23 protein-coding genes are annotated in these 24971 nt (G+C 37.3%); 7 read left to right on the top strand and 16 right to left on the bottom strand.

The window, feature by feature from the left end:
• Positions 1 to 39: 39 nt before the first annotated feature.
• Entirely contained in the window at positions 40 to 1041 is a 1002-nt protein-coding gene (gene tsaD / locus ASF92_RS15220) for a tRNA (adenosine(37)-N6)-threonylcarbamoyltransferase complex transferase subunit TsaD (protein WP_056094987.1), read from the top strand.
• 210 nt (positions 1042 to 1251) lie between these two features.
• Positions 1252 to 1455 carry a hypothetical protein gene (locus ASF92_RS15215; protein ID WP_056094985.1) on the top strand — a complete coding sequence of 68 codons (204 nt, stop codon included), beginning with the start codon at positions 1252 to 1254 and terminating at the stop codon, positions 1453 to 1455.
• A gap of 72 nt (positions 1456 to 1527) precedes the next feature.
• On the opposite strand, the gene recA is transcribed toward ASF92_RS15215, so the two are convergent.
• From recA to ASF92_RS15200, 3 genes are all read right to left on the bottom strand, one after another.
• The gene (gene recA, locus ASF92_RS15210) at positions 1528 to 2541 is read right to left on the bottom strand and encodes a recombinase RecA (RefSeq protein ID WP_056094982.1); all 1014 of its coding nucleotides are present in this window, start codon (positions 2539 to 2541) and stop codon (positions 1528 to 1530) included.
• Between the two features lie 136 nt (positions 2542 to 2677).
• On the bottom strand, positions 2678 to 3343 hold the full coding sequence (gene nth / locus ASF92_RS15205) for an endonuclease III (RefSeq protein WP_056094979.1): 666 nt from the start codon (positions 3341 to 3343) through the stop codon (positions 2678 to 2680).
• 189 nt (positions 3344 to 3532) lie between these two features.
• Complete coding sequence (locus ASF92_RS15200; protein ID WP_056094977.1) at positions 3533 to 4498, bottom strand: hypothetical protein; 966 nt, start codon at positions 4496 to 4498, stop codon at positions 3533 to 3535.
• A gap of 222 nt (positions 4499 to 4720) precedes the next feature.
• On the opposite strand from ASF92_RS15200, the gene ASF92_RS15195 reads away from it, so the two are divergent.
• Positions 4721 to 5392 carry a hypothetical protein gene (locus ASF92_RS15195; protein ID WP_157263920.1) on the top strand — a complete coding sequence of 224 codons (672 nt, stop codon included), beginning with the start codon at positions 4721 to 4723 and terminating at the stop codon, positions 5390 to 5392.
• On the opposite strand, the gene ASF92_RS15190 is transcribed toward ASF92_RS15195, so the two are convergent.
• The 3 genes from ASF92_RS15190 to ASF92_RS15180 all read right to left on the bottom strand — a co-directional run bounded on the left by ASF92_RS15190 (position 5389) and on the right by ASF92_RS15180 (position 7586).
• Positions 5389 to 6585: an MFS transporter gene (locus ASF92_RS15190; RefSeq protein ID WP_056094970.1), complete on the bottom strand. Its 1197-nt coding sequence runs from the start codon at positions 6583 to 6585 to the stop codon at positions 5389 to 5391. The genes ASF92_RS15195 and ASF92_RS15190 overlap by 4 nt on opposite strands.
• Before the next feature lie 135 nt (positions 6586 to 6720).
• Positions 6721 to 6915, bottom strand: coding sequence for a hypothetical protein (locus ASF92_RS15185; RefSeq protein ID WP_056094967.1), 195 nt, complete (start codon positions 6913 to 6915; stop codon positions 6721 to 6723).
• A gap of 86 nt (positions 6916 to 7001) precedes the next feature.
• Positions 7002 to 7586, bottom strand: coding sequence for an RNA polymerase sigma factor (locus tag ASF92_RS15180; RefSeq protein ID WP_056094965.1), 585 nt, complete (start codon positions 7584 to 7586; stop codon positions 7002 to 7004).
• A gap of 263 nt (positions 7587 to 7849) precedes the next feature.
• Between ASF92_RS15180 and uvrA the strand changes: the two genes are divergently transcribed.
• Positions 7850 to 10663 (top strand): excinuclease ABC subunit UvrA, encoded by a 2814-nt coding sequence (uvrA, locus tag ASF92_RS15175; protein WP_056094960.1) that lies wholly within the window; start codon positions 7850 to 7852, stop codon positions 10661 to 10663.
• 8 nt (positions 10664 to 10671) lie between these two features.
• Positions 10672 to 11325: a LysE family transporter gene (locus tag ASF92_RS15170; protein ID WP_056094955.1), complete on the top strand. Its 654-nt coding sequence runs from the start codon at positions 10672 to 10674 to the stop codon at positions 11323 to 11325.
• A gap of 65 nt (positions 11326 to 11390) precedes the next feature.
• Here the strand turns inward: ASF92_RS15170 and ASF92_RS15165 are convergent, their stop codons facing one another.
• From ASF92_RS15165 to ASF92_RS15120, 9 genes are all read right to left on the bottom strand, one after another.
• A complete protein-coding gene (locus ASF92_RS15165; protein ID WP_056094951.1) occupies positions 11391 to 11969 on the bottom strand; it encodes a hypothetical protein in 579 nt (192 codons plus the stop codon).
• A gap of 11 nt (positions 11970 to 11980) precedes the next feature.
• Complete coding sequence (locus ASF92_RS15160; RefSeq protein WP_056094947.1) at positions 11981 to 13015, bottom strand: hypothetical protein; 1035 nt, start codon at positions 13013 to 13015, stop codon at positions 11981 to 11983.
• A 68-nt stretch (positions 13016 to 13083) separates the two neighbouring features.
• The gene (locus ASF92_RS15155) at positions 13084 to 15297 is read right to left on the bottom strand and encodes a cation:proton antiporter (RefSeq protein WP_056094944.1); all 2214 of its coding nucleotides are present in this window, start codon (positions 15295 to 15297) and stop codon (positions 13084 to 13086) included.
• Positions 15298 to 15797: 500 nt separating this feature from the next.
• Positions 15798 to 16787 (bottom strand): bifunctional riboflavin kinase/FAD synthetase, encoded by a 990-nt coding sequence (locus tag ASF92_RS15145; RefSeq protein ID WP_056094939.1) that lies wholly within the window; start codon positions 16785 to 16787, stop codon positions 15798 to 15800.
• Between the two features lie 11 nt (positions 16788 to 16798).
• On the bottom strand, positions 16799 to 17659 hold the full coding sequence (locus ASF92_RS15140) for a YitT family protein (protein WP_056094936.1): 861 nt from the start codon (positions 17657 to 17659) through the stop codon (positions 16799 to 16801).
• Positions 17660 to 17661: 2 nt separating this feature from the next.
• Positions 17662 to 18387 (bottom strand): tRNA pseudouridine(55) synthase TruB, encoded by a 726-nt coding sequence (truB, locus tag ASF92_RS15135; protein WP_056094933.1) that lies wholly within the window; start codon positions 18385 to 18387, stop codon positions 17662 to 17664.
• 26 nt (positions 18388 to 18413) lie between these two features.
• The gene (locus ASF92_RS15130; RefSeq protein ID WP_056094930.1) at positions 18414 to 19208 is read right to left on the bottom strand and encodes an undecaprenyl-diphosphate phosphatase; all 795 of its coding nucleotides are present in this window, start codon (positions 19206 to 19208) and stop codon (positions 18414 to 18416) included.
• 78 nt (positions 19209 to 19286) lie between these two features.
• Entirely contained in the window at positions 19287 to 19514 is a 228-nt protein-coding gene (locus tag ASF92_RS15125) for a DUF3098 domain-containing protein (RefSeq protein ID WP_056094928.1), read from the bottom strand.
• Positions 19514 to 20392, bottom strand: a complete 879-nt coding sequence (locus ASF92_RS15120) for an ABC transporter permease (RefSeq protein WP_056094924.1) — start codon at positions 20390 to 20392, stop codon at positions 19514 to 19516. The genes ASF92_RS15125 and ASF92_RS15120 overlap by 1 nt, the downstream gene beginning before the upstream one ends.
• A gap of 201 nt (positions 20393 to 20593) precedes the next feature.
• Between ASF92_RS15120 and ASF92_RS15115 the strand changes: the two genes are divergently transcribed.
• A complete protein-coding gene (locus ASF92_RS15115; RefSeq protein WP_056094922.1) occupies positions 20594 to 20998 on the top strand; it encodes a hypothetical protein in 405 nt (134 codons plus the stop codon).
• Between the two features lie 332 nt (positions 20999 to 21330).
• Here the strand turns inward: ASF92_RS15115 and ASF92_RS21050 are convergent, their stop codons facing one another.
• Positions 21331 to 21507 carry a hypothetical protein gene (locus ASF92_RS21050; RefSeq protein ID WP_157263918.1) on the bottom strand — a complete coding sequence of 59 codons (177 nt, stop codon included), beginning with the start codon at positions 21505 to 21507 and terminating at the stop codon, positions 21331 to 21333.
• A gap of 120 nt (positions 21508 to 21627) precedes the next feature.
• On the opposite strand from ASF92_RS21050, the gene leuS reads away from it, so the two are divergent.
• A complete protein-coding gene (leuS, locus tag ASF92_RS15110) occupies positions 21628 to 24870 on the top strand; it encodes a leucine--tRNA ligase (RefSeq protein ID WP_056094918.1) in 3243 nt (1080 codons plus the stop codon).
• The last annotated feature ends 101 nt before the right edge of the window (positions 24871 to 24971 follow it).

The following is a 24971-nucleotide window of genomic DNA, read 5'->3' as shown; positions in this document are numbered from 1 at the left end:
ATAGTTTTTTAATAATTTTACAGCTTAAATAAAAATAATTTGTCTGTTATACTTGCTATCGAGTCTTCTTGCGATGATACTTCAGTCGCTATTTGTAACAACGGCAAAATTACGGCCAATGTTATTGCAAACCAAACAATTCATGAAAATTATGGTGGTGTAATCCCTGAATTGGCCTCAAGGGTACATCAACAAAATATCGTACCGGCTGTCGACCAGGCGTTAAAAAATGCAAATGTCACAAAACAAGACATTAATGCCGTTGCCTTTACCCGCGGGCCAGGTTTACTGGGTTCATTGCTGGTTGGTGTTTCTTTCGCAAAGTCTTTCGCATTGGGGTTAAATATACCGCTAATTTCTGTTAATCACATGCATGCACATATATTGGCGCATTTTATTGACGATCCTAAACCCAATTTTCCTTTTTTATGCCTGACCGTTTCCGGTGGACATACACAAATCGTATTGGTGAAGGATTATTTTGACATGGAAATTGTTGGTGAGACTCTGGATGATGCTGCCGGTGAGGCTTTCGATAAAACGGCTAAAATTTTGCAATTACCTTATCCGGGTGGCCCCTTGATAGATAAACATGCTCAGTTGGGTAATCCGGAAGCCTTTAAGTTTGCCGAACCAAAAATCGACGATTTAAACTTCAGCTTCAGCGGATTTAAAACTTCAATTCTTTATTTCATCAGGAAGCAGGAAAAGGAGAATCCCACCTTTATTGCCGAAAATTTAAATGATATTTGTGCTTCTGTTCAATATAGCATCATCCGGATTTTGATGAATAAGCTGATAAAAGCAGCAAAACAATATAACGTTAATGAAATTGCCATCGCTGGCGGTGTATCTGCTAATTCTGGCTTGAGAAATACTTTGCAGGAAATGGCAGTAGAGCTGGGCTGGAAAGTTTACATCCCTGCTTTTCAATATTGCACGGATAATGCGGGTATGATTGCCATTGCAGGTTATCAAAAGTATTTGAAACAAGATTTTGTCGGGCAGGAAGTTTCGCCTATGGCGAGAATGGAGTTTTGAAAAGGTTAATCGGTTAATTGTCAAATCGATTAAATGGAATTTAGAAAATGATTACACAGATTGAGGATTACTATGATTGTTTAAATGCTAGAAAGTTTTAAAGATTGATTTTGAAATATTTCAGGGATGAAAACTTATCATGTCTTATCCTTAAATCTTAAAAATCCTGATCTGATTATTTGAGTTTGATTATTGTTTATTAATTTATTTATGACTGGAGCATCGTTAGTATTCTGGATAGTTTGTGCTATTCCTTTAATCGGAATGTTATATTACCTGATTAGAAAAGATAAAAATAAAATGAAAGGCAGTTGGGGTGTTATTATTCTGGGTGCCTTACTCATTGCAGCAATATTAGTTATCGTTTATGTAACTAAAGATTTTAATGCAATTTTCAGTCAGGATGGCAACTAACTCGTACAACCCTTTAAATGCAAAAACCCCAAACTGATTTAGTTTGGGGTTTTTATGATAATTAGTTTTTTACTACTTTTCTTCTAACTTATCACCAGTCACTTCTGCTTTAATTTTGATTTCCAGCTCTTCAGCTAGTTCAGGATTGTCGCTTAAAAGTTGTTTAACGGCATCTCTACCCTGACCTAATTTAGTATCGCCATAAGAGTACCATGAACCAGCTTTTTTGATAATACCAAAATCCACGCCTAAATCGACGATCTCACCGTTTTTAGAAATACCTTCGCCAAACATGACATCAAACTCCGCAATGCGGAAAGGCGGCGCAACTTTGTTTTTAACGATTTTCACTTTCACACGATTTCCAGAAACCTCATCAGAATCTTTAATCTGTGAAATACGGCGAATATCTAAACGAACCGAAGCATAGAATTTTAATGCATTACCGCCTGTTGTTGTTTCAGGGTTACCGAACATAACACCGATTTTATCCCGCAACTGGTTGATGAAAATACAGCAACATCCTGTTTTTGAAATGGTTCCTGTTAATTTACGTAGCGCCTGACTCATTAAACGGGCATGTAAACCCATTTTACTGTCGCCCATTTCGCCTTCAATTTCACTTTTTGGAACCAATGCAGCAACCGAGTCAATAACAATAACGTCAATAGCACCAGAACGAATTAAATTGTCAGCAATTTCTAAAGCCTGCTCACCATTATCTGGTTGAGAAATCAAAAGATTATCTGTATCAACGCCTAATTTCTTTGCGTAAAATTGATCGAAAGCATGCTCCGCATCAATAAATGCAGCGATACCACCTTTTTTCTGAGCCTCTGCAATAATGTGTGTGGCTAAAGTAGTCTTACCTGATGACTCAGGACCGTATATTTCGATTACCCTACCTTTAGGAATACCACCAATACCTAAGGCTATATCTAAACTGATTGAACCAGTCGAAATGAAATCAATAGGTTCGATAGCGGTATCGCCAAGTTTCATTATGGTACCTTTACCATAAGATTTTTCTAATTTATCCAGCGTTAACTGTAGGGCTTTTAATTTATCAGGATTTGCGCTTGCCATGTTTTATTGTTATTTGATTTCGTAAATATAATTGAATTGTCGGCTAATATACTTTTATGTTTAAAACTTGTAATACTAAAATATTTAGCTAAGTTAATTGTTTTTTAGCTAATGTCAATAGTAAATTAAAAATATTTTAAGCAATATGCTTTTCTCGTTCATTTTTAGCCCGTAGTCGCTCAAAATACCTGCACATGTAGGTAATTTCGCAAACTTCACATTTCGGACTCCGGGCAACACAAACATATCGTCCATGCAAAATTAGCCAGTGGTGAGCGATATGTATATCATGCTGAGGAAGGTTTTTAACCAGATCTTTTTCTACAGCCAAAGGCGTTTTCCCGTTTGTTAAGCCTAATCTGTTTGCCACACGAAAAACATGCGTATCTACGGCCATTGCAGGTGCATTGTAGATTACAGAGGCAATAACATTTGCCGTTTTACGGCCCACGCCCGGCATTTTCTGTAAATCGTCTATACCGGATGGAACGACATCATTAAATTCATTGACTAAAATATTGGCCATCCCAACTAAATGTTTTGCTTTATTGTTGGGATAACTGATGCTTCTGATGTAATCGAAAACGATGTCTGGCGTTGCTTCAGATAAGCTTTTTGCATTCGGGAATCGCTGAAAGAGCGCGGGGGTAACCATGTTAACTCTTTTATCAGTACACTGTGCCGAAAGTATTACTGCAACCAAAAGTTGATAAGGATTGTTGTAATGCAGTTCGGTTTCTGCATCGGGTTGCTTCGCCGAAAAATGTTCTACAAAAAGTTTATATCGTTCTTTTTTAAGCATCGCCAAATATAGCAAGCAAAATAATATGAGCGCGATTATATTGTGAAAATGAACGCAAAACCTTCGGTCTTAATCTTCCTGTTTTTACCTCAATTGTATGGGCCATTTTGTAAGGCGACCATTTTTTAGCAGTATTTATTTTCTATTGGTAAATGCTTTACCTGTAAGCTTTACGAAAAGTGCTTTCAGTTACATTGTATAATTATTAATTTCAGCAAGCAGTTTGTCGCATTCGGCAAAAGCGTTATAAAGAAACTTATTTCTGTGTTTTTCTCCCTGCCCGCTAAATGAAACTGACTTTCCTATGAGGCTCTGCATCCATTGTTTGGTTTGCTGGCAATAGGATTGATCTTCCGTTTTTAAATAATTGAATGTATTAAACCTGTTATAGCAAGACATTGAATCCTTAAAATCGACTAAATAAGAAATGCTTCCTAATACATCGCAATTAAACCAGTTAAAAGTGTGGTTTGGATCAATTGTCTTTTTACTGCTGATGGCGTACATGTTCATGTCGGTTAAGCAATATCTTACTTGTTCAATTATTTGTGTAGCAAATTCTTTTGATATGTAGCCAGCTTCATAAGCATATCTTATTTGCTCAATTGTACCATGTACGGTGTCCTTTGCCCAAATTTCTGTACATGGAATTTCCAGGTAAAGTTGATTGAGTTCTTTGGAGATTGATATGATTTCTTGGTCAAAAAGATTAGGGTCAAACTTTACTTCTGTATTCATCACACTGTCAGACCAAAAGAACAATTTAAAGCAGGTGAGTTCCGGGTACTTAAAAAAATGAAATAACGGAATATCGTCTGTAGTAATAGTAATATGCTTATTGTTGCGCCGATGGATTTGTTTGAGATTATCCAATAGGTCCTTTAGATAAATAAGCATGTTTGGTATTTCCTGATCTACGCTCAGATAATTAAAAGTTACAGTGGGCAGCTGGTTTGGCTGATATAGAAACGGAACACCAAAATGATCTGAGAGTTTTACAATCTGTTGCAGGTTTAAAATGCTTGTTCCTCTGATTTTCTTGTAAGCCTCATTGGTACTGATTGCTAATGCATCAGCTATGCTTAATGCCAGATTTTGATAGCTTGGTAGCGATGATTTTATTGACTCAAAAAATATAATTTGCTCATTAATCATAAAGAATATCTTGTTGATTGAAGTTAATGAAAAATATTAACTAATTAAATTTATTGAGGTGTATTATTATTTTAATAGAATCTTTGAGGTTTATATTAGGTCATTTCTTATTCTTAATAATTGATAAATCGACTATTTATAATCTAAAGAGATAATCTTCCACTTTTTTCATTTTTATTTTTGAGCGTCTGCTAATTCAGGCAAGGCATAAATGGAATGAAAATGAAAAGTATAAATTTATTATCGGTATTTACCTCTTCAGAAGGTTTGGCTGATGATCAAAAAAAAAGTTTTGCAGCCGCTGGCATTATAAGTAAAAGAGATCAATGCGTTATAAACTTTCTTGGAATGCTCTTATTTACCCTTGTTTATTCGGGATGCGTAACATTCGAAAAAAATCTCATCAATCCTTATCCTTTAAATGCAGCAAATGTTAAAAAGCTAAATGGAGTTTACGATATTAAAGAAAGGAAACCGGACAGCGTAACTCAAAAATATTGGATGTACAACAATTTCTTGACGGAGATTGATAGAAAGTTGATGGCAGATACTTTTAAACTGGATTCATTTAAAAGATATAAATTTGAATTATTGGTGCTTGATGGCAGCCATTTGCAAATTAATTATATTGAAAACGAACAAATAATTAAGGAGCGCATCTTAAATACCAGCCTTAGAAAAGACGGGTATATGTATCTAAAGAATAAAAATCTTGGCTTTTTACTTGTTCCCTATCTAGCAGGTGGGATTGATATTAAAAAGACACGACTAACAATTTCCCCGGATGGTGATTTAATTTTTGATGTTGTTCACCACAGATCGGCGGCTATATTTTTTATCATGTTTTTAGATGGCAGAACCTGGCATTACCGAAATGAATACAAAAAATATTAATGCTGTAATATGTACTTTTCTTTTATTTCGGATCCTGCAATTTCGGTTTTAGATGCGTTTCTTTTAATCAACCAGAAGGCAAAGAAAGCCCCGACTAAAGCCATTGCTGCGCCTACATAAGCTGGAGCAGTATAATCGAAACCATAAACTAATGGAAGGCCGCCAAAGAATGCACCTAATGCATTTCCGATATTAAAACTTGCCTGACTGGCCGAAGCTGCCAGCATCTCAGAACCTTTTGCCGATTGAATCATGAGCATTTGTATTGGTGCAGCCAAAGCAAACGAAACAGCGCCAGTAATAAAAGTCATAATTAAAGCCAAAGGCTGATTTGCGGACACAAAATGTACAATAATTAAAGTAATAACCATTGTTAGCAGCAAGGCCGCCGATGCTTTTGCCGGTGAGAACTTGTCGGCTAAAATACCACCAATATAATTTCCCACCATCATGCCAAAGCCAGCAAGCATTAAAATGTAAGTAACAGAATTTGAAGCGAATCCTGCAACATCTGTCATCAATGGTGCAATATAACTATACCAGGTAAATAAACCACCTGTCCCAATGGAAATCATAACGATAATTATCCAGGCTTCACGTTTTTTAAAAAAACTTAGCTCCGCTTTCAAATCACGGTTTTTCGTCGCTTCCAAAGCCGGTAACCATAACTTAAGACTTAATAAGGTTACCAACCCCACAAAAACTACAACAGCAAAAGAAATCCGCCATGAAAAATTATGCCCTATATAAGTACCAAGAGGTACACCAACTATGTTTGCGATGGTTAAACCCATAAACATGAGGGAAACCGCTTGTGCAGCTTTACCTTTTTCTGCGATGCGGCTTGCAACAACTGAGCCCACACCAAAGAAGGCGCCATGTGGCAAACCTGAAAGTAGCCGGGCAACAAATAAAGTATTAAAGGTAGGGGCGAATGCAGAGAAGGCATTAAACACCGTGAACATAACCATTAAAGCAATCAGAATCTTTTTTGGTGGATATTTTCCGGCAATCATTATCAGTAATGGCGCCCCGATTACAACGCCCAACGCGTAAGCAGAGATTAAGTGGCCCGCCTCTGGGATGGTAACATTTAAATCTTTCGAAATGTCAGGCAATAAGCCCATCATTACAAACTCCGTAATGCCGATTCCTAAACCACCAAGTGTTAAGGGAATTAAGTTCTTATTCATGCGTTGCTTAGTGTTAAAATTACACTAAGCAAAGATATGGCTTTTATAATAGGTATTTGTAATAAAAGTGTAAATGAAAAGCATAAAAAAAGCTGCCTCAACCCGTGAAGCAGCTTTTTTTTAGCTCGTGTAACCTTACTTTATGTTGCTGTACGCTAAAATCCTGTTGATTGTATCGTCCGAAGGATTTTTAATCAGCACATCTAACTTACTTTTAATTTGATCATAAAATAAGTCGATTTCCGCATCAGATTCATTATCAATAGTAGACTGAAACATGTTCTGGGTTGGTAAATTTACATTTGTTTTTGATGTAGAGGTTTTTGTCATAAGCACTAAATGTTTTTGTTTTATAAACTTAACGATAGTTCATTTGCTTTATTTCAATACGCTACATATTTTATGTAATATTTATGTTACCCTTTGTACGTCATTTCCTTTGTCTTCAGCATTTTACGAAGATTGCTTAATGCATATCGCATACGTCCTAAAGCGGTGTTAATGCTCACTTCAGTTAGATCAGCAATATCCTTGAAGCTTAAATCTGCATAATGACGCATTAGAAGCACTTCCTTCTGTTCATCTGGTAACAAATGAATCATCGCTTTGAGGTCTTTATGAGTTTGCTCACGAAGCATTTTTTCTTCTGCACTTTCATCATAAAAGTGTAGCATATTAAATACATCCATCCCATCAGAACTTGTAATAATCGGCGTTCTTTTTTCCTTCCTGAAATAATCGATAACTAAGTTGTGCGCAATACGCATCACCCAAGGTAAGAACTTGCCTTCCTCGTTGTATCGCCCTGACCGCAGGGTATTAATCACTTTAATAAAAGCATCCTGAAAAATATCCTCCGCCAGATATTGGTCTTTAACCAATAAGTAGATAGAAGTATAAATTTTACTTTTATGCCTTCGTAAAAGTTCCTGCAATCCATTCTCGTCCCCGGCAACGTATAACTTTACCAGGTCCTGATCATTATATGATTGTAAATTCATAGGTTTACCTACACTAAATCCCGTACTATTTGCTAAAAATTAATTTGTAGAAGTTTAATTTCTATAGCTGCTCTCCTATGTTTTTTGAATGTGTTAGTTTGGTTTTGAGGTTGTTAATATTCAAAGAAAGTGTTTTTTTTATCAAAAAACAAAAAATAAAATGTTAAAAAATAAATTAACCACCTCAGTACCCTATTTTTGTATGTTATTTATAAAACCCGAATCAATTAAAAGGGTTTATAATTTATTATCTCCTATAATACATGAGCAAAAAAGAAGCCGAAAAAGATCCGCATAAGAATATTATAATAAAAGGTGCCCGTGTGCACAACCTAAAAAACATTGATGTTGCCATTCCTAAAAATAAATTAGTCGTGGTAACAGGGATGTCGGGTTCAGGCAAATCTTCTCTGGCTTTCGATACATTGTATGCTGAGGGTCAGCGTCGTTATGTGGAAAGTTTATCCAGTTATGCCCGGCAGTTTATGGGTAGGATGAACAAACCGGATGTAGATTACATTAAAGGTATTGCACCTGCAATTGCCATTGAACAGAAGGTGATTACTTCAAATCCCCGTTCTACGGTTGGCACATCTACAGAAATCTATGATTATTTAAAATTACTTTTTTCGCGTATCGGTAAAACAATATCTCCTGTTTCGGGCAAAGAAGTTAAAAAGGATTCAGTAAGTACTGTTGTGGATTACGTAAGTAACTTTCCGGAAGATACCACTGTAACAATTTTTTGCCCCCTTTATCCGCACAATAACAGAACGATTAAAGAGGAACTGGCAATTTTGCTTCAAAAAGGTTTTTTAAGGGTTTTAATTGATGGGAAAATCTTAAAAATTGAATTGGTTTTAGATGATGCTGATTTTAAGGATGCGGAACTCACTGATGATAAAACGGTACAAATTTTAATCGACAGAATTGTAACCAATCGGGAAGAAGAAACTTTAAGCCGTTTGGCGGATTCTGTACAAACTGCCTTTTTTGAAGGCAAAGGGGATTCTTATGTTGAGGCTGAGGGCGAAACAAAGCATTTCAGCGATAGATTTGAATTGGATGGTATCCGTTTCGAGGAACCAACGCCTAATTTCTTTTCTTTCAATAATCCCCATGGCGCATGTAAACGCTGTGAAGGATATGGAAATGTAATCGGAATTGATGAAGATTTGGTCGTTCCTGATAAAAGTAAAAGTGTTTACGATAATGCCATAGCACCATGGCGAGGCGAAAAAATGGGCGTATGGTTGCAGAATTTCGTGAAGGCAGCACCTAAATTCGATTTTCCTATCCATCGGCCTTATAGCGCTTTAACCGAAAAGGAACGCCAGTTATTATGGACTGGTAATAAGTATTTTTCCGGACTGGATGCATTTTTCAAGGAGCTTGAAGAGCAAACGTACAAAATTCAATACAGGGTAATGCTATCACGCTATCGTGGTAAAACAACCTGTCCGGATTGTAAAGGTTCCCGATTGCGTAAGGATGCATCATATGTAAAAATCGCAGAGAAATCAATCATCGATGTGGTTTTGATGCCTTTAGCAAAGGCACGTGTTTTCTTTGATGAATTGAAATTAAACGCGAACGATACCAAGATTTCCAAGCGATTACTTGCGGAAATCAATAACCGTTTTCTCTATTTAAACAATGTTGGATTAGGTTATCTAACCTTAAACCGCTTGTCGAATACGTTATCAGGCGGCGAATCACAAAGAATTAATCTTGCCACATCTCTGGGTAGTAGCTTGGTGGGTTCGATTTATGTTTTGGATGAACCAAGTATAGGTTTGCACCCAAGGGATACAAATAAGCTTATTGAAGTTTTAATTTCATTAAGAAATGTTGGTAATACGGTAATTGTAGTTGAGCACGAGGAAGAGATGATGCGTGCTGCTGATTACATTATTGATATCGGTCCTGAAGCGGGAACACATGGCGGAAACCTGGTGTTTAGTGGTAATTATGAAGAAATTTTAAAAGATAAAAAAAGTTTAACAGGTCGATATTTAGCTGGAATTGAAAAGATTGCTATTCCTGAAAAACGCCGTAAATGGAAAGACCATATTCTAATTAAGGGCGCAAGGGAAAATAACCTCCAGAACATTGATGTAAAATTTCCATTAGGTGTATTTACAGCAGTGAGTGGCGTTTCCGGTTCCGGAAAGACGAGTCTGGTTAAGAAGATTTTATATCCTGCTTTGCAAAAAGCAATTGGTAACTATGCCGGTGAACAAACCGGAACTTACGACGGTATTTTCGGAAACTATGAACTGGTTAGTGCGGTAGAAATGGTGGATCAGAATCCTATTGGTCGTTCCAGTCGTTCGAATCCGGTTACCTATGTAAAGGCTTGGGATGACATCAGGGCCTTATTTTCTGGATTGGCTGCTGCTAAAGCTGCTGGATTGAAACCCGCAGCATTCTCTTTTAACGTTGAAGGCGGCCGTTGTGATGTTTGCCAGGGAGAGGGTGAAGTTAAAATTGAAATGCAATTTATGGCTGATATTTACCTGCCTTGTGAAGCCTGTGGTGGTAAACGTTTTAAGCAACAGGTACTTGATGTAACCTATAAAGAAAAAAACGTTTCAGAAATATTGGATATGACCATTGACGAAGCCGTTATATTCTTCAAAGATGAACAGAAAATACTGAATAAACTGAATCCCTTAGTTGATGTTGGTCTGGGTTATGTCCATTTAGGTCAGTCTTCCAATACCTTGTCAGGTGGTGAAGCGCAGCGTATTAAATTGGCTTCTTTCTTAATAAAAGGGAATAATGCCAACAAAACGCTATTCATTTTTGATGAACCGACTACTGGTTTACACTTTCACGACATTAAAAAATTGCTAAAGGCTTTGAATACCTTAATTGAACAGGGCAATACCATCCTGGTTATTGAACATAATATGGATATGATTAAATGTGCCGATTGGGTGATTGATATCGGTCCGGAGGGGGGCGATGGTGGTGGCCAACTGGTTTTTGAAGGTGTACCCGAAGATTTGGCCAAAGCGAAAAATTCGTTTACTGGAAAATATTTGGCATCGCATTTAGAATTAAATCCATAATTTCGGCAATGCTTGTTATAACGTTCTTCCTGGGCATCCTGGTCAATGCGATGGGTTATATACCCCCAGGTAATATCAACCTCACAGTGGCGCAGCTGGCGATAAATAAAGGTATGCGCCAGGTTTGGTACTTCATTCTATCTTTCTCCTGCGTAGAAATTTGTTTCACTTTCGGGATGATGCGTTTTGCACGATGGGCGATGAGCGACATCAATCCTAATGAAGCAGTAAGCGAGGTAAGGCTTGGCACGCTGGTGGATTGCTTCATGATTCTCATGTTTATTGTGATGGGAACGATAACCTGGGTAAATCGTAAGAAAACCCCCAAAACTAGCAGCAAAAAGGAAGATAAGCGTAGTGGGAGTGTGCTTTATGGATTAATTTTAGGTGTTTTAAATCCTGTTCAGATTCCTTTCTGGCTGTTCTTTGGTAACTATGTTATCCTGCATGAATGGATTAAAACAGATTACTTATCATTAATAATCTTTAGTATTGGTTCTGGATTTGGTTCGGCGCTGGCATTATATGTATATGCACATTTCGCTACATTTATTCAGGAGAAATTTGCTTTAAGCAGCTTAATTATTAATAAATCTATAGCGATATTTTTATACGTTTTAGCAGCTTATTTGATCGTTAAGCAGCTGATAATTGTACTATAGGAATAAAGGTAATCTCGAGGTCAATCAGTTAAGAAATGTTTTTTGATAGGTGACTTTGGTTGCTATTACCGATTCTCAATGGTAAGCGCCGGTCTGCCGTCGTTGTGCACACATTTATCAAATGTCAATTGATTTTCTGGAAAATTTATTGAGCAACCTTCTAGGGTATCTTTAATTGCTACCTTAATTTCTAATTCTTTGATATAAATTGGAACATTTGTGTATCTGCTTAACTTGTAAGTATATAGAGGGCCGCCAGAAAAACCCTGATCTTTTTTATATTCGATTTTGTAGTTTTCGAACTCCCATTTTTCTTCTACAGTTATTGTTCCTGCAATCTTAGACAGACAAGCCAAGCCGAATAGTCCAAATACAGAAACCACAAAAATGGTGATCTTTGTTTGCGGATTTATTAGTTGAACAATAAATGTATAAGAAGTTGATAAAATGACAAAGAACAGGATTTCATTGAAATAGGGAAATGTATAAGAATATCCGATGAGTATTGGTGAAAATAACAACGCACTGGAAATTAAGAGCGTTTTGATGTTTGCCCTGGAGCTGTATTTTAGAAGCAACTCACCAGCTACAGGTGATAAAAGAAACCATAAAATATGGAGACCTTGTTCCACAATATAATACATGACTTAATTTTTCATTTTAAAAACTCAACATTCCAAATCTTTTCTGCTTTTCTACCGATAAGCCAGAATGATGCAGCCAGTACGGCAAAGAATAACGCTTTGTGCCAGCTATCCCAGAAGTATTCGAAATAGCGGGTATAAAGATTCAGGAAAAGAAATGTTATCCCGAATTCACGGGCGATATCATCATGGTATTTTAAGCCGAAAAGCGTGCTTGCAACGCATACTACTGCAGAGATCAGTGCCCAATAAAACAAACTTAATTGCCTGACGCTATACCATTCTTCCAGGCTTGCAAAATTCCCAAAAACCGATAAGGCCCATAATGAAATAAAAAGGTACACCATTCCGGCAATGTAAGTTACCTGGAAAAAGTGCTGCATTTTCGGACGTACTTTCATAATAAATGAAGCAGCGGTTAATATTGCTCCAAAGATGACAAAACGTAAGGGGTAGTTCATCCCAAGAAAATAATAATTCCAGCGACTTAAATAGCCGGTTTCGGTTCCAAACCAGGCACCAAGAGTGATTAAAGCAAAAATCCAGATTAATCTTGAATTGAAAACAAATCCCAGGGCACCGTAAATGAATACTGAAATCAATATCAGCATAGAGAAATTACCCGAGCCATTATCCAATGCCTTTCCGAAATAGGCAATGGCATTTGCTGTTAACAGAATGGCAGAAAAAACGATGGCTTCGTTGCTGAACTTTAGATGGGCCAGTTTTTGTTTCCTTCTGAAACCTAAAATGTACAACCAGGCTGCGAGTCCGCCCGAAACAATTGCGATGACAATATTTGGTGTGTTATAAACCCTTTTTAAATAATTAAGAATAGAATTATCGATAAGCAAAGAACCTAATGCAATAAATCCGCAGGCAAGCGCAACCCAGAAAGCATATTGTGCCAGGCGTAGCCAATCGAAATTTTTGGCCTCATAGCTTTTACGAAGTTTATTGCTGGTTTCCTCACTAATTAAGCCGTCGTTTTGCCACTGCTCAATCATATCATCCAGAAACTCACTCTTTTCTTTATCGACTTTCATATTTAGGATAATAACGAAGGTATGAAATTAGTATCAAGATAGGAGTATCAGGTATCAAGACATCAACTTTAAATCACTTCTTTAATCTTCTTGTTATTGCCAACAATCCAGATAACATCGCCGTTATCGAAAACGAAATCAGATGAAGGATTTAAAATTCTGCTTGTACCACGTTCAATGCCAACAATTAGTGCCTGTGCCTTTTCTCTGATTCCTGCATTTCTGATGCTCAGGCCATATACCGGCGATTCGGTACTTACCACAACCTTTTGCAGGGTCATTTCCTTATCAGGAAAAGTCTTTTCTTGTTCGGTATCCGGAATGTCGACTTCCAGAAGTGCTTTTACTGAGGCCAGTTGATCATCGGCACCAATCAGTAGCAGGTTATCATTAGGATAAAGTCTTTCATCCCTTCCAGGAGTTGGAATATTATTTCTGCCCCGTTCAATCAAAGCAATATTTACTCCATATTTTTCCCTGATCATCAGTTCAGCTAATGTCTTCCCGACAACACTTGATTCGGGAGAGACTTTAATTTCGGTTAAGTGAGTATCCCAGGGTAAAATATCCGGCTTTAGATTTTCTCTCGCATTCAGGTTGAGCATGAAACGCTTTTCCAGTTTATTGTAAAATGCCTGTAGCTTTCTCGAAAATATGACCATTACCAAAATGATAAGTGCTAAAGCAATACCTGCCGCAATCCAGGTATCAAAAAATTCATACATTAAAAAACCGACGAAAAATATACCAAGGGCAATTCTAAAAACCTCAATGGCAATCAAAGGTCCCCGCGTATATTTTTTATTTAGCCACAAATGTGAATAGGCATTTTTTTGTATCCTTCTGATCGATAATGCCCATAAAAACGGAGCCATCAGGATGAAAGAGGCTATCAAACTTATAATAGTAGACTGGATACCATTGACTACATTTTTTGCAATGAAAGGCTGAACATATCGGTATGCTAAAAAAATAATGGCGATAATAATTACGGAGTGGATAATTGTATTAAAAATATACGATCGTAGCAGGATTTTCCAGTCGCTCAAAGTGGTGATGCCCTCGGTACTCGAGCTATACCTTTCAATTCCATCGAGCCATTTTTGTGGTAATTTTCTTTTCAAGAACTGATAAAACGGGTCGGACAGTTTAATTAGGTATGGTGTCGTAAAGGTCGTTATCGCGGCTGCAGCTACTGCTATCGGGTAAAGGAAATCGCTGGTTACTTTGAGCGTTAAGCCCAACGATGCGATAATGAACGAAAACTCACCGATTTGTGCTAGACTCATGCCCGATTGCACGGATGTTTTAAGTGGTTGCCCGGATAGTAAGGCGCCGAGAATAGTAAACAGTATCTTTCCGAAAATGATGATAAATGTAGCTACTAAGATTGGGACGGCGTATTTAACCAGCATGGCAGGGTCGATAAGCATGCCTACAGATACAAAGAAAACTGCCGCAAATAAGTCTTTAACAGATTTCGTTAAATGCTCAATACGTTCCGCCTGGGTTGTTTCTGCCAAAATAGAGCCCATGATAAAAGCACCAAGAGCAGGAGAAAAACCCACTTTATCGGCCAGTAAAACCATTACTAAACATAGTGCCAGGGAAACGACCAGCATGGTTTCATCATTCATTAATTTTTTAGTTGCTTTCAGGAACGACGGAACTAAAAAGATGCCCCCTAAAAACCAAAGGACCAAAAAGAACGCGAGTTTTAAGATGGAAAATAACATTTCTGTTCCTGCCGATTGCTGACTAACGGCAAGTGTTGAAAATAACACCAGGAGTAAAATCGCAACTAAATCTTCTACAATTAAAACCCCGAAAACAAGACCAGCAAATTTTTTATGTTTTAAACCTAGTTCTTCAAAGGCTTTTATCGTTATCATGGTCGAGGAAATGGATAATATCCCGCCGAGAAATAAACTATCCATGTCAGACCAACCCAACGCTTTAGCAGCCAGATAACCGGCAAGAATAATCAAAAGTACTTTAACGATAGCGGTAATGGAAGCCGACCCGCCTACCTTAACCAGTTTTTTGAAACTGAACTCTAAACCTAAACTGAATAGTAGAAAAATCACCCCTATCTCTCCCCAAATATTGATGCTTTTTGTATCGGTTACGGATGGAAAGAAACTTAGGTGAGATCCAACCAAGAGACCCGCTAAGATGTAGCCTAAAACCAGAGGCTGTTTTATTCTTTTAAATATGAGTGTGGTTATTCCCGCTGCGGCAAGAATTAATCCTAAATCGGCTATTAAATCTGGTAAATGCATGTATAAATTCGGAGAAAGGGTAAATGGTAAGCATAGCTAAGGGCTATGTTTATAATTCTACATTGCTGCTTCTAATTTATAATTGCTACCAGAAAACGTGTTTCGGATAAAGGATTTTAAATAAGTACCAATAAATAAATTTCAATCTTTTGATTGCCGTTCTCGCTTTTGTCGATTTGTTCTTTAAAAAAAGAAAAGAGAGAAATGTGAGCAGAATGCAAGCCGGATGGGAAATCTTAATAACCGTATTATTGATGAAATCTTTCTGCAGATTTTCATTCGACTGGCTAAAATCGGAATTAATTTTAACTTGTTTTTTGCCTGAAGTAATACTGAGTTTAGTACCTTTTTTTGAGTCGATAACCTGCTTTTTTTGCGAAGCAAAGCTTGCAAAGCCAATAAAAAAAATAAAAATGTTGACGATGTAAAAAAGCCTCATTGCTGCTAATATAGCTAAAATGAGGCTTTTTTTAAAGAAAAAATTGTAATAAAACCGATTATTATATGGATTTGAAATAATCTAAAGTTGCTTCTTTATCTTTTTGAAGCTGAACAGTTAGAGCGTCTAATCCGGTGAATTTTACGTCGTGGCGCAAAAATTTTAAAAAGTTCATTTTTATATCCTGGCCATAAATTTCCTGGCTGAAATCAAAAATATTAACCTCAATATTTCTGGTCATACCATTTATCGTTGGCCTTTGTCCAATGTAAGCCATGCCTTTATAAATTTGGCGTTTGGCGTTTGGCGTTTGACGTTGTTCAGCCGCCATACCCTCAACGCTCAATGCTGAACCAATCTCTACTGTTACCGCATAAATTCCGTCGCCGGGAATGAGTTTATAGGTTTCTTCTACGAAAATATTTGCCGTAGGGAAGCCAATTGTTCTGCCAATCTTGTCGCCTTTAATTACACGACCGAAAATGGAAAATGGATAGCCTAAATAGTCAGCTGCCAAACCTACATTGCCTTCTAATAGTGCCTGCCTGATTTTAGTCGAACTTACTGCTACATCATGAATATCCTGTTCCATGATTTCCTCAACTGTGAAACCATAGTGTAATCCGGCAGCTTTTAAATCGGCAAGATTACCTAAACGGTCTTTGCCAAAACGATGGTCGTAACCAATGATAATGTGTTTGGTGCCAATGTTGTTTACTAAAGTGTTTTTTATGTAATCTTCGGGAAGCTGATTCGAAAAATCGCGGGTAAATGGTGTGATAATAAGGTGATCGACACCTAAGCTTTTTAGAATTTCAGCCTTTTCATTTATGGTGTTAATCATCTTTAAATCCTGATTTTCAGGGTCGATAATCATTCTTGGATGCGGAAAAAAAGTCAATATTACGCTTTCTCCATTATCTGCTTTGGCTTTTTCGACCAGTTGCCTTATAATTTTTTGATGTCCAAAGTGTACACCGTCAAAAGTGCCGATGGTTACTATTGCATTATTCAGTTTCGAAAATTCGGAAAGATGATTGTATATTTTCAATGGATTGATAATTAATGTAAAGAATGGCGTTTAACCACGCCACCTTTCAGATCGGCAATTTGTTGTTGTATTACAAAAGCGTCTGCATCGATTTGTCTGATGGCGCTTTGAAGTTTGCTCATCTCAAGTTTAGTTACAACGGTAAAAATAATATCAAGATCCTTCTTCTCGCCATAACCGCCCTCACCTTTATAAATCGTAACACCACGCTTCATATCCTTAATGATATAGCCCTTAATTTCTTCCTGATGTTCTGAGATGATGGTTACACCTGTGTACTGCTCCAGTCCATTTACAATAAAATCTATGGTACTTGATGCCGATAGGTAGGTGAGAATAGCATATAGCGCTGTTTCAATATTTAAAAAATATGCAGCAAATGCAAAAATGATGATATTTAAAACCAGGATAATGTTGCCAACGGTAAGAATACTGTTTTTACTGATGTAAAGTGCCAGTACTTCAGTGCCATCAATTACGCATCCGCCACGCATTGCTAAGCCAATTCCCCCACCTAAAAACAGCCCGCCAAAAAATGCAATTAATAATTTATCATGGGTAATAGGCTGGAAAGGGATGATAACTAAGGCAAGTGATAGGCAGGCAATTGCAATCGCCGTTTTCAATGCGAAGCCTTTTCCAATTTGCCTGAAGCCTAAAATTACGAATGGGATGTTGATAATCGCAATCAGGTAAGATAGATTCCAGCCGGTTAATGTGCTAACAAGTAATGAAATGCCGGTAACGCCACCATCAATAAAATGACTGGGCATTAAAAAACTTTTCAGACCAAAACATGCCGAAGTAACACCAGCCATGATTAATAAAATTTCTTTGATTAACCGGGCATTCTTATTTTTGATGTTGTTCATGCTTATTCCTGTACTTTAGCTTCATCTTTCTTGCTGCGAATATAATTAACAAGCTCTAAAACCTCAAACGAATTCGAAAGTAAAAAGTTTCCGCTGCGCGTGCGTGTAAGTTTAGAAAGATAAGCACCATTGTTTAGCTGCTTACCGAAATCAGATATCAATGATCGGATGTAAGTACCTTTACTACAAACAATTCGGAAATCGATTTCAGGCAACTCTATACGGGTAATTTCAAATTCCGGAACAGAAACAGAACGTTTACGTAGTTCTACCTCTTCACCTAGTCTGGCTTTCACATACAATCGTTCACCATTTACCTTTACCGCTGAGTGTGCAGGTGGGTACTGTTCAATATCCCCTATAAAGGGTTTACAGGCTTCATAAATTTCTTCTGCTGTGATGTTGCTGATGTCGAATGTTTCCTCAACCTCGGTTTCCATATCGAATGAAGGTGTGGTGGCACCGAGAATCATAGTGCCTGTATATTCTTTCTCTTCAGCCTGAAAAGTATCTATCTGTTTAGTCAGTTTACCTGTACAAATGATAAGCAAACCTGTTGCTAGCGGGTCTAACGTGCCCGCATGACCAACTTTAAGTTTTAATGGCTTTAAAGAATTACGTATTTTGCCTACCACATCAAACGAAGTCCATTTGTATGGTTTATTAATCAGCAGCAGTTCGCCCCCGGCAAAATCGAAATCTTTAAACTTTGAATTTTCTGTACTCACAAATCTTTTTTGCGCAAAGATACAGATTAAATAATTTGTAAGTTATGTCCGGTTAGCAACAGTCCGATAATGATTAATCCCGCTACAATTCTGTACCAGCCGAAAACCCTGAAACCGTGTTTGTTCAGGTAGCCGATGAAGCTTTTAATCGCCAGAAGTGCGACAATGAAGGCAACCACATTACCAATAATTAATAAAGTGGTTTGTTCGTGTGTAATTGTATTTCCTTCTTTATAAAAGTCATAAAGTTTTTTTGCTGTTGCAGCGAACATGGTTGGTACGGCTAAAAAGAATGAAAATTCAGCTGCCACTTTTCTGCTTAGCTTTTGAGACATACCGCCAACGATAGTTGCACCTGAACGGGAAACGCCTGGGATCATAGCGATACATTGGAAGAAGCCTATTTTCAAGGCCGTAAGATAGGTAACATCTTCTTCTTCTGTAACCGTTGGCTGATTAAACCATTTATCAACGAATAATAAAATTACACCACCAATTAATAAGGAAATCCCAACTGCCATCGGACTTTCCAAAAGTGCATCAATAGTATCGCTCAATAAAAGACCAAATATTGCTGCCGGGATAAAGGCAACTAAAAGTTTAATGTAAAAATTTATCGATTTAAAGAACCTTTTAAAATACAATACAACCACTGAAAGAATGGCACCTAGTTGTATAGCAACCGTGAAAAGCTTCACAAAAGGGTCGCTGGCAATACCCATTAAGGAAGAACCGATAATCATGTGTCCAGTACTGGATACGGGTAAAAACTCAGTCAATCCTTCGATAATTGCAAGGATAATGGCTTCAAAAGAATTCATAATTTATATTAGATAACGGCAATAGAGAAACGCTAAATTATATATTTAGCATTTTCCATTACAATCCTGAGCGGAAAATTATTTTTTAAGAATCGCGTAAATGCCAAAAGCAAAACCAGAAAGCACAACTAAAGGTGCTAACAAAGTTCTTCTGAAGTCGTAAATGTTGCCTGTTGTACCCATCATTAATACGAAGCCGACAGCAACAATTGCCATGCTGATAAGTAATAACTGATAGTTTTTCTTAGTGAAAACCAACTTGCTTTTAACGTCCTTTGTTACCGGACCTGTTTTTTTCTCTGCCATTATCTATAAAGATGATAAGATTTTAAACGTAAATACCTGCTTACTGCAAACCATGTACTAATTCCTGTAATAAAAATGCCAATAATTACCAGGCCAATAAACACGAAACCAAATTCTGTATAATTATTCAGAATAATGATTTCAGGCACTTCCTTACGGGCATATATCAATGTCGCCAATAAAATAATTATTGCGATAAATGCTGCAATTAAACCATGAAGTGCAGCATACAATAAGAAAGGACGTCTGATAAAATTTTTCGTTGCACCAACTAACTGCATACTTTTTATTAAAAATCGTTGTGAGTATATCGCAAGACGTATGGTATTGTTAATCAATGCAATAGAGATGACAAGTAACAGTGCAGCAAAAGCTAAAATTATCAGGCCAATGGTATTGATATTTTTATTTACCATGTCAATTAAGGAACTCTGATATACCACTTCTTTGACAACAGGGTTTTTTGCAATGTTGGCTTTTAAAGCGTCAATACTCTTATTATTTGCATAGTCTGCTTTCAAATAGACATCGAAGGTAGAAGTTAAGGGGTTGTAACCTAAAAAGTTAACAAAGTCCTCTCCTAAATCCTGAGTTAAATTTCGGGCTGCTAGTTCTTTATTCACATACTGGGTTTGTTTTACAGCGGGATTGGAATTCAGTTCTTTCTGAAAAGCCAGTACGTCAGTTTCTTTAGCACCTTCATCGACAATGATGTTTAATACGATATTTTCTTTAACATAGTTAGACAGGTTTTTGGCATGTACAAGTACCAACCCAAGCAGTCCCAGCATTAATAGAACCAACGCAATACTAATAATAGTAGAGATGTATACCGTTTTAGTTTTCTTAGATGCATCACTTACTTCGAATTCTTCCATGTATTTAAATTTTGTTTTTGCGAAAATATAAATTATACCTGATAAACGCCAATTTAAAGCATTTCTAAATGATTATAACGCTGTAATCAGTAATTTAGTCCTTAAGTAATTCATAATGTAATTCCGTTTATTTTATTAGAATGGTACGAAATTTGGTTAAAGGGCGTTAATAATCATAATCAAAACTTAAATCTCCCCTAAATGAAAAAACAAATTACCGTTTTAAGTTTGCTTTTTTTAGCGACTGCAGCGTTATTCTCTTGTAAAAAGGACGATAGTTCGCTAAAAGCCAGAATTATTGGTAAATGGATGGTTAATAAAATTGAAGTTTCGGGCAACTCAAATGAAAGCCTTAATGGAACATTTACCTATACAATAAATGATTACATGGACTTTAAATCGAATGATGATGACCAAGTGGAGTTGGGTATGTCCAATCAGCGTACAATCGGGAGTTATATAATTTCTTTAGGTAAGGACTTCAGTATGGTTTTTCCGGAAGGAACATCATATTGTACGGTTTCCACCTTATCTGCTACACAGCTGCAGTTCACAGCAAAAATGGATAAAACCAATATTGTTAAAAAGTATTATTTAACGAGATAAGATCTTAATCCCCCGATTATTTGCTTGCGCCGTTGATTGTAATAATCAATGGCGTATTTTTTACCAATGAATCATTTTTGACGCGAGAAAGTCGCAGATAATTATTTCCGTCTCGAATTCCATTAAAACTAAGGTGTACTTCTTCTTATAAGCTATACATTTGTAGCCCATTAAATTCTTTCTGGTTCTCTACAGGTTCTATATCTTTTCCGATTGTCGGCTAAGGTCTCAATAAAATCATAAACAGCATCTGAAAATTTTTCTGCTGTTGCAGGAAGTCCTTTTGATTCGATATACCAGGAATCCTGGCGACGCTTTCTACTACCGATTCTTTAATAACTATTTTCTGCTGACCATTTCCTGATTAACTTTTTGCTTTGCGCGCTGGCCTCAGCAATTGAAAAAGTTTTCTCGGGATGGTGTTTCAGGGCTGCTGGTTTTTTCAACTCTTGATAATTTTCTTCGGGGATGAGTACGTATTTTTTATTTTCGATTGTTATATGCGTCATCACTACTCATTTTTGATTAACGAAGATAATAATAAATAAGTTAGCGCTTTAACTCGTTTTTGGTTTTACTAAACCCCTTAATTTCCGTAATTTCGCCACTTTAAAAATTTAAAACTTGCAATGGATTACCAATTCAAAGAAATAGAAGAAAAGTGGCAAAAGTTTTGGGCAGATAATCAGACGTTTAAAGCCGAAAGTAATTCCGAAAAACCAAAATACTACGTGTTAGATATGTTTCCTTATCCATCAGGAGCCGGTTTACATGTTGGTCATCCGCTTGGTTACATTGCATCAGATATTTTTTCGAGATACAAACGCCTTAAAGGTTTTAATGTTCTGCACCCGATGGGTTACGATTCATTTGGCTTACCCGCAGAACAATATGCCATTCAAACCGGCCAACACCCTGCGATTACCACCGAAGCCAACATAGCAACATATCGTCGCCAGTTAGACCAGATTGGCTTTTCGTTTGATTGGAGTCGCGAGGTGCGTACCAGCGAGCCATCTTATTACAAATGGACACAATGGATTTTCATGCAGCTGTTCAATTCGTGGTACAACATTGAAAATGATAGGGCAGAAGACATCACCACTTTAATTGAGAAATTTAATGCATCCGGCACAGCAGATGTTAAAGCCATTTGCGATGAAGATGTGAAATCTTTCTTACCGACCGATTGGGCAAGCTTTTCTGATGAGGAAAAACAAATCGAGTTATTGAAATACCGCATGACTTACCTTCGTGAAAGTACCGTAAACTGGTGCCCTGCTTTGGGAACAGTTTTAGCTAACGACGAAGTTAAAGACGGTTTTTCGGAACGTGGCGGTTATCCGGTTGAGCAAAAGAAAATGATGCAATGGAGCATGAGAATCACTGCGTATTCCGACAGGCTTTTGCAAGGTTTGGATACCATAGATTGGCCGGAACCAATTAAAGAAATGCAACGCAACTGGATTGGAAAAAGTGTTGGAGCAAGTGTAAAGTTTAAAATCCTCACCCCAACCCTTTCCGAAGGAGAGGGAGCTATGGGTTACGGCTATGAAACCGGGGACCCTTTGTTGTGGGAGATATTAAAGACAAATGCAAGAGTTAACAGAGGCAATCAGACAGATGCTGAAAATGCACTTTGGCAAGAACTAAGAAATAATAAAACAGGTCATAAAATTAGAAGACAACATCCAATCGGAACTTATATTGCTGACTTTATTTGCTTAAATAAAAGATTAATTATTGAGGTTGATGGTGGATATCATGTAGAAAATCAAGATAGTGACATAGCTAGAACTGATGCGCTGAATCAATTAGGTTTTGATGTAATTCGTTTTTCGAATGATGAAGTTTTAAGTAATTCGGGTGATGTTTTCAATAAAATAAAAACAGAATTAGATAAGAGGTCGGATAAAGCAGTCGATAAGTTAGGCGATTCTAACCCCCTCTCCTTCGGAGAGGGAAGGGGTGAGGCCTTTATAGAAGTTTTTACAACGCGTGTTGATACCATTTTTGGTGTTTCTTATTTGGTTTTAGCACCGGAGCACGAATGGGTTGCCGAATTAACCACACCAGCGCAAAAAGCTGATGTAGAGAATTATATTGCTCAAACCAGAAAAAAATCGGAATTAGACCGCATGGCGGATACGAAAACGGTTTCGGGTGCTTTTACAGGTACTTATGTAATTAATCCAGTAAATGGCGAACGTGTCCAATTGTGGATTGCTGATTATGTGCTTGCTGGTTATGGTACAGGTGCGGTTATGGGTGTTCCTAGTGGCGACCAGCGCGATTGGTTATTTGCAACGCATTTCAATTTACCGATTATCCAGATTTTGGATGGACAAAAGGATATTGATACGCAAGCCGATCCAACTAAAGAGGGTAAATATATCAATTCCGGTTTCATCAATGGTTTGACCTATAAAGAAGCGGTTCCATTTTTAAATAACTGGCTGGAAACAGAGAAAGTGGGAAAAGCAAAGGTTAACTTCCGCCAGCGGGATGCGATTTTTGGTCGCCAGCGCTATTGGGGTGAACCAATTCCGGTTTACTTTAAAGATGGTTTACCTTACTTGATAAAAGAAGAAGAATTGCCTTTAATTTTGCCTGAAATTGATAAATATTTGCCAACAGAAACGGGTGAACCGCCTTTAGCGCGAGCAGAAGGATGGAGTCCGAAAGACGGGGGAAGTTACGAACTAAGTACCATGCCTGGCTGGGCTGGAAGCAGTTGGTATTGGTACCGCTATATGGATGCGAATAACGATGTTGAATTTGCGTCAAAAGAGGCCGTTGAGTACTGGAAGGCAGTTGATTTATATATTGGTGGTTCTGAGCATGCAACAGGTCACTTGTTGTACAGCCGTTTCTGGAACAAATTTTTGAAAGATTTGGGTTATACTAAAGAAGAAGAACCTTTCAAAAAATTGATTAACCAGGGAATGATTCAGGGCAGAAGTAATTTTGTATACAGGGTTAATGACGCCGATGGCAAGCCAACAAATACTTACGTTTCTGCTGGCTTAAGAAAAGAATATAAAACAACGGCATTGCATGTTGATGTCAATATTGTAGAAAATGATACGCTAGATTTAAATAAATTCAAAGCCTGGAGAGAAGAGTATGCTCATGCAGAGTTTATTTTGGAATCTGGTAAATATATCTGCGGTGTTGAGGTCGAGAAAATGTCGAAATCAAAATTCAACGTGGTTAATCCCGATGATTTGATAGAGCGTTATGGTGCAGATACTTTGCGTATGTACGAAATGTTTTTAGGTCCGTTGGAGCAAAGCAAACCCTGGAATACAAACGGTATTGAAGGTGTATTTAAGTTCCTGCGTAAATTCTGGCGGTTATTCCACAATGAGGCTTGGGAATTTACTATTTCCGATGCAGAACCCACTAAAGCAGAACTAAAAACATTGCATAAAATCATTAAAAAAGTGCAGGACGATATTGAGCGTTTTTCTTTCAATACTTCTGTATCGAGCTTCATGATTGCTGTGAATGAATTGACAGATTTAAAATGTAATAAACGAAGCATTTTGCAGGATATGGTGGTCATTTTATCACCTTATGCACCACATATCTGCGAAGAACTTTGGGTTCAGTTGGGTAACGATGCAGGAAGTTTGTCTTATACCAAATTCCCGGTTTTCAATCCTGAACATTTAGTGGAAGATGAATTTGCCTATCCGGTATCCATTAACGGAAAAATGAAAATGAACCTCAACCTGAGTTTAACTTTGGCTCAGCCCGAAGTAGAGGCTATTTTGTTAGCTGATGAGCAATTCATGAAATATTTAGATGGCAAATCGCCTAAGAAGATCATTTTTGTTAAAGGAAAAATTATTAATGTGGTAGTTTAAGTTTTAAAGCTGAAAGGTTAAAGACTAAAGCTGAAAGCTTTCCTGTAATTTTTACATAAAGAACCCTGAGTTGAGCAATCAATTCAGGGTTTTTTATGTGC

This window comes from Pedobacter sp. Leaf176 (assembly GCF_001424305.1).
GTDB lineage: Bacteria > Bacteroidota > Bacteroidia > Sphingobacteriales > Sphingobacteriaceae > Pedobacter.
Note: the sequence above shows the minus strand (reverse complement) of the source record. Positions and strands in the feature narration are given on the sequence as shown.

What these genes read in the sequence shown, in the direction of transcription:
- ASF92_RS15215 (WP_056094985.1), top strand. Translation starts at nt 1,252, where the DNA reads ATGACTGGAGCATCGTTAGTATTCTGGATAGTTTGTGCTATTCCTTTA.
- recA (WP_056094982.1), bottom strand. Translation starts at nt 2,541, where the DNA reads ATGGCAAGCGCAAATCCTGATAAATTAAAAGCCCTACAGTTAACGCTG.
- nth (WP_056094979.1), bottom strand. Translation starts at nt 3,343, where the DNA reads ATGCTTAAAAAAGAACGATATAAACTTTTTGTAGAACATTTTTCGGCG.
- ASF92_RS15200 (WP_056094977.1), bottom strand. Translation starts at nt 4,498, where the DNA reads ATGATTAATGAGCAAATTATATTTTTTGAGTCAATAAAATCATCGCTA.
- ASF92_RS15195 (WP_157263920.1), top strand. Translation starts at nt 4,721, where the DNA reads ATGAAAAGTATAAATTTATTATCGGTATTTACCTCTTCAGAAGGTTTG.
- ASF92_RS15190 (WP_056094970.1), bottom strand. Translation starts at nt 6,585, where the DNA reads ATGAATAAGAACTTAATTCCCTTAACACTTGGTGGTTTAGGAATCGGC.
- ASF92_RS15185 (WP_056094967.1), bottom strand. Translation starts at nt 6,915, where the DNA reads ATGACAAAAACCTCTACATCAAAAACAAATGTAAATTTACCAACCCAG.
- ASF92_RS15180 (WP_056094965.1), bottom strand. Translation starts at nt 7,586, where the DNA reads ATGAATTTACAATCATATAATGATCAGGACCTGGTAAAGTTATACGTT.
- uvrA (WP_056094960.1), top strand. Translation starts at nt 7,850, where the DNA reads ATGAGCAAAAAAGAAGCCGAAAAAGATCCGCATAAGAATATTATAATA.
- ASF92_RS15170 (WP_056094955.1), top strand. Translation starts at nt 10,672, where the DNA reads ATGCTTGTTATAACGTTCTTCCTGGGCATCCTGGTCAATGCGATGGGT.
- ASF92_RS15165 (WP_056094951.1), bottom strand. Translation starts at nt 11,969, where the DNA reads ATGTATTATATTGTGGAACAAGGTCTCCATATTTTATGGTTTCTTTTA.
- ASF92_RS15160 (WP_056094947.1), bottom strand. Translation starts at nt 13,015, where the DNA reads ATGAAAGTCGATAAAGAAAAGAGTGAGTTTCTGGATGATATGATTGAG.
- ASF92_RS15155 (WP_056094944.1), bottom strand. Translation starts at nt 15,297, where the DNA reads ATGCATTTACCAGATTTAATAGCCGATTTAGGATTAATTCTTGCCGCA.
- ASF92_RS15140 (WP_056094936.1), bottom strand. Translation starts at nt 17,659, where the DNA reads ATGAACAACATCAAAAATAAGAATGCCCGGTTAATCAAAGAAATTTTA.
- ASF92_RS15130 (WP_056094930.1), bottom strand. Translation starts at nt 19,208, where the DNA reads ATGAATTCTTTTGAAGCCATTATCCTTGCAATTATCGAAGGATTGACT.
- ASF92_RS15125 (WP_056094928.1), bottom strand. Translation starts at nt 19,514, where the DNA reads ATGGCAGAGAAAAAAACAGGTCCGGTAACAAAGGACGTTAAAAGCAAG.
- ASF92_RS15120 (WP_056094924.1), bottom strand. Translation starts at nt 20,392, where the DNA reads ATGGAAGAATTCGAAGTAAGTGATGCATCTAAGAAAACTAAAACGGTA.
- ASF92_RS15115 (WP_056094922.1), top strand. Translation starts at nt 20,594, where the DNA reads ATGAAAAAACAAATTACCGTTTTAAGTTTGCTTTTTTTAGCGACTGCA.
- ASF92_RS21050 (WP_157263918.1), bottom strand. Translation starts at nt 21,507, where the DNA reads ATGACGCATATAACAATCGAAAATAAAAAATACGTACTCATCCCCGAA.
- leuS (WP_056094918.1), top strand. Translation starts at nt 21,628, where the DNA reads ATGGATTACCAATTCAAAGAAATAGAAGAAAAGTGGCAAAAGTTTTGG.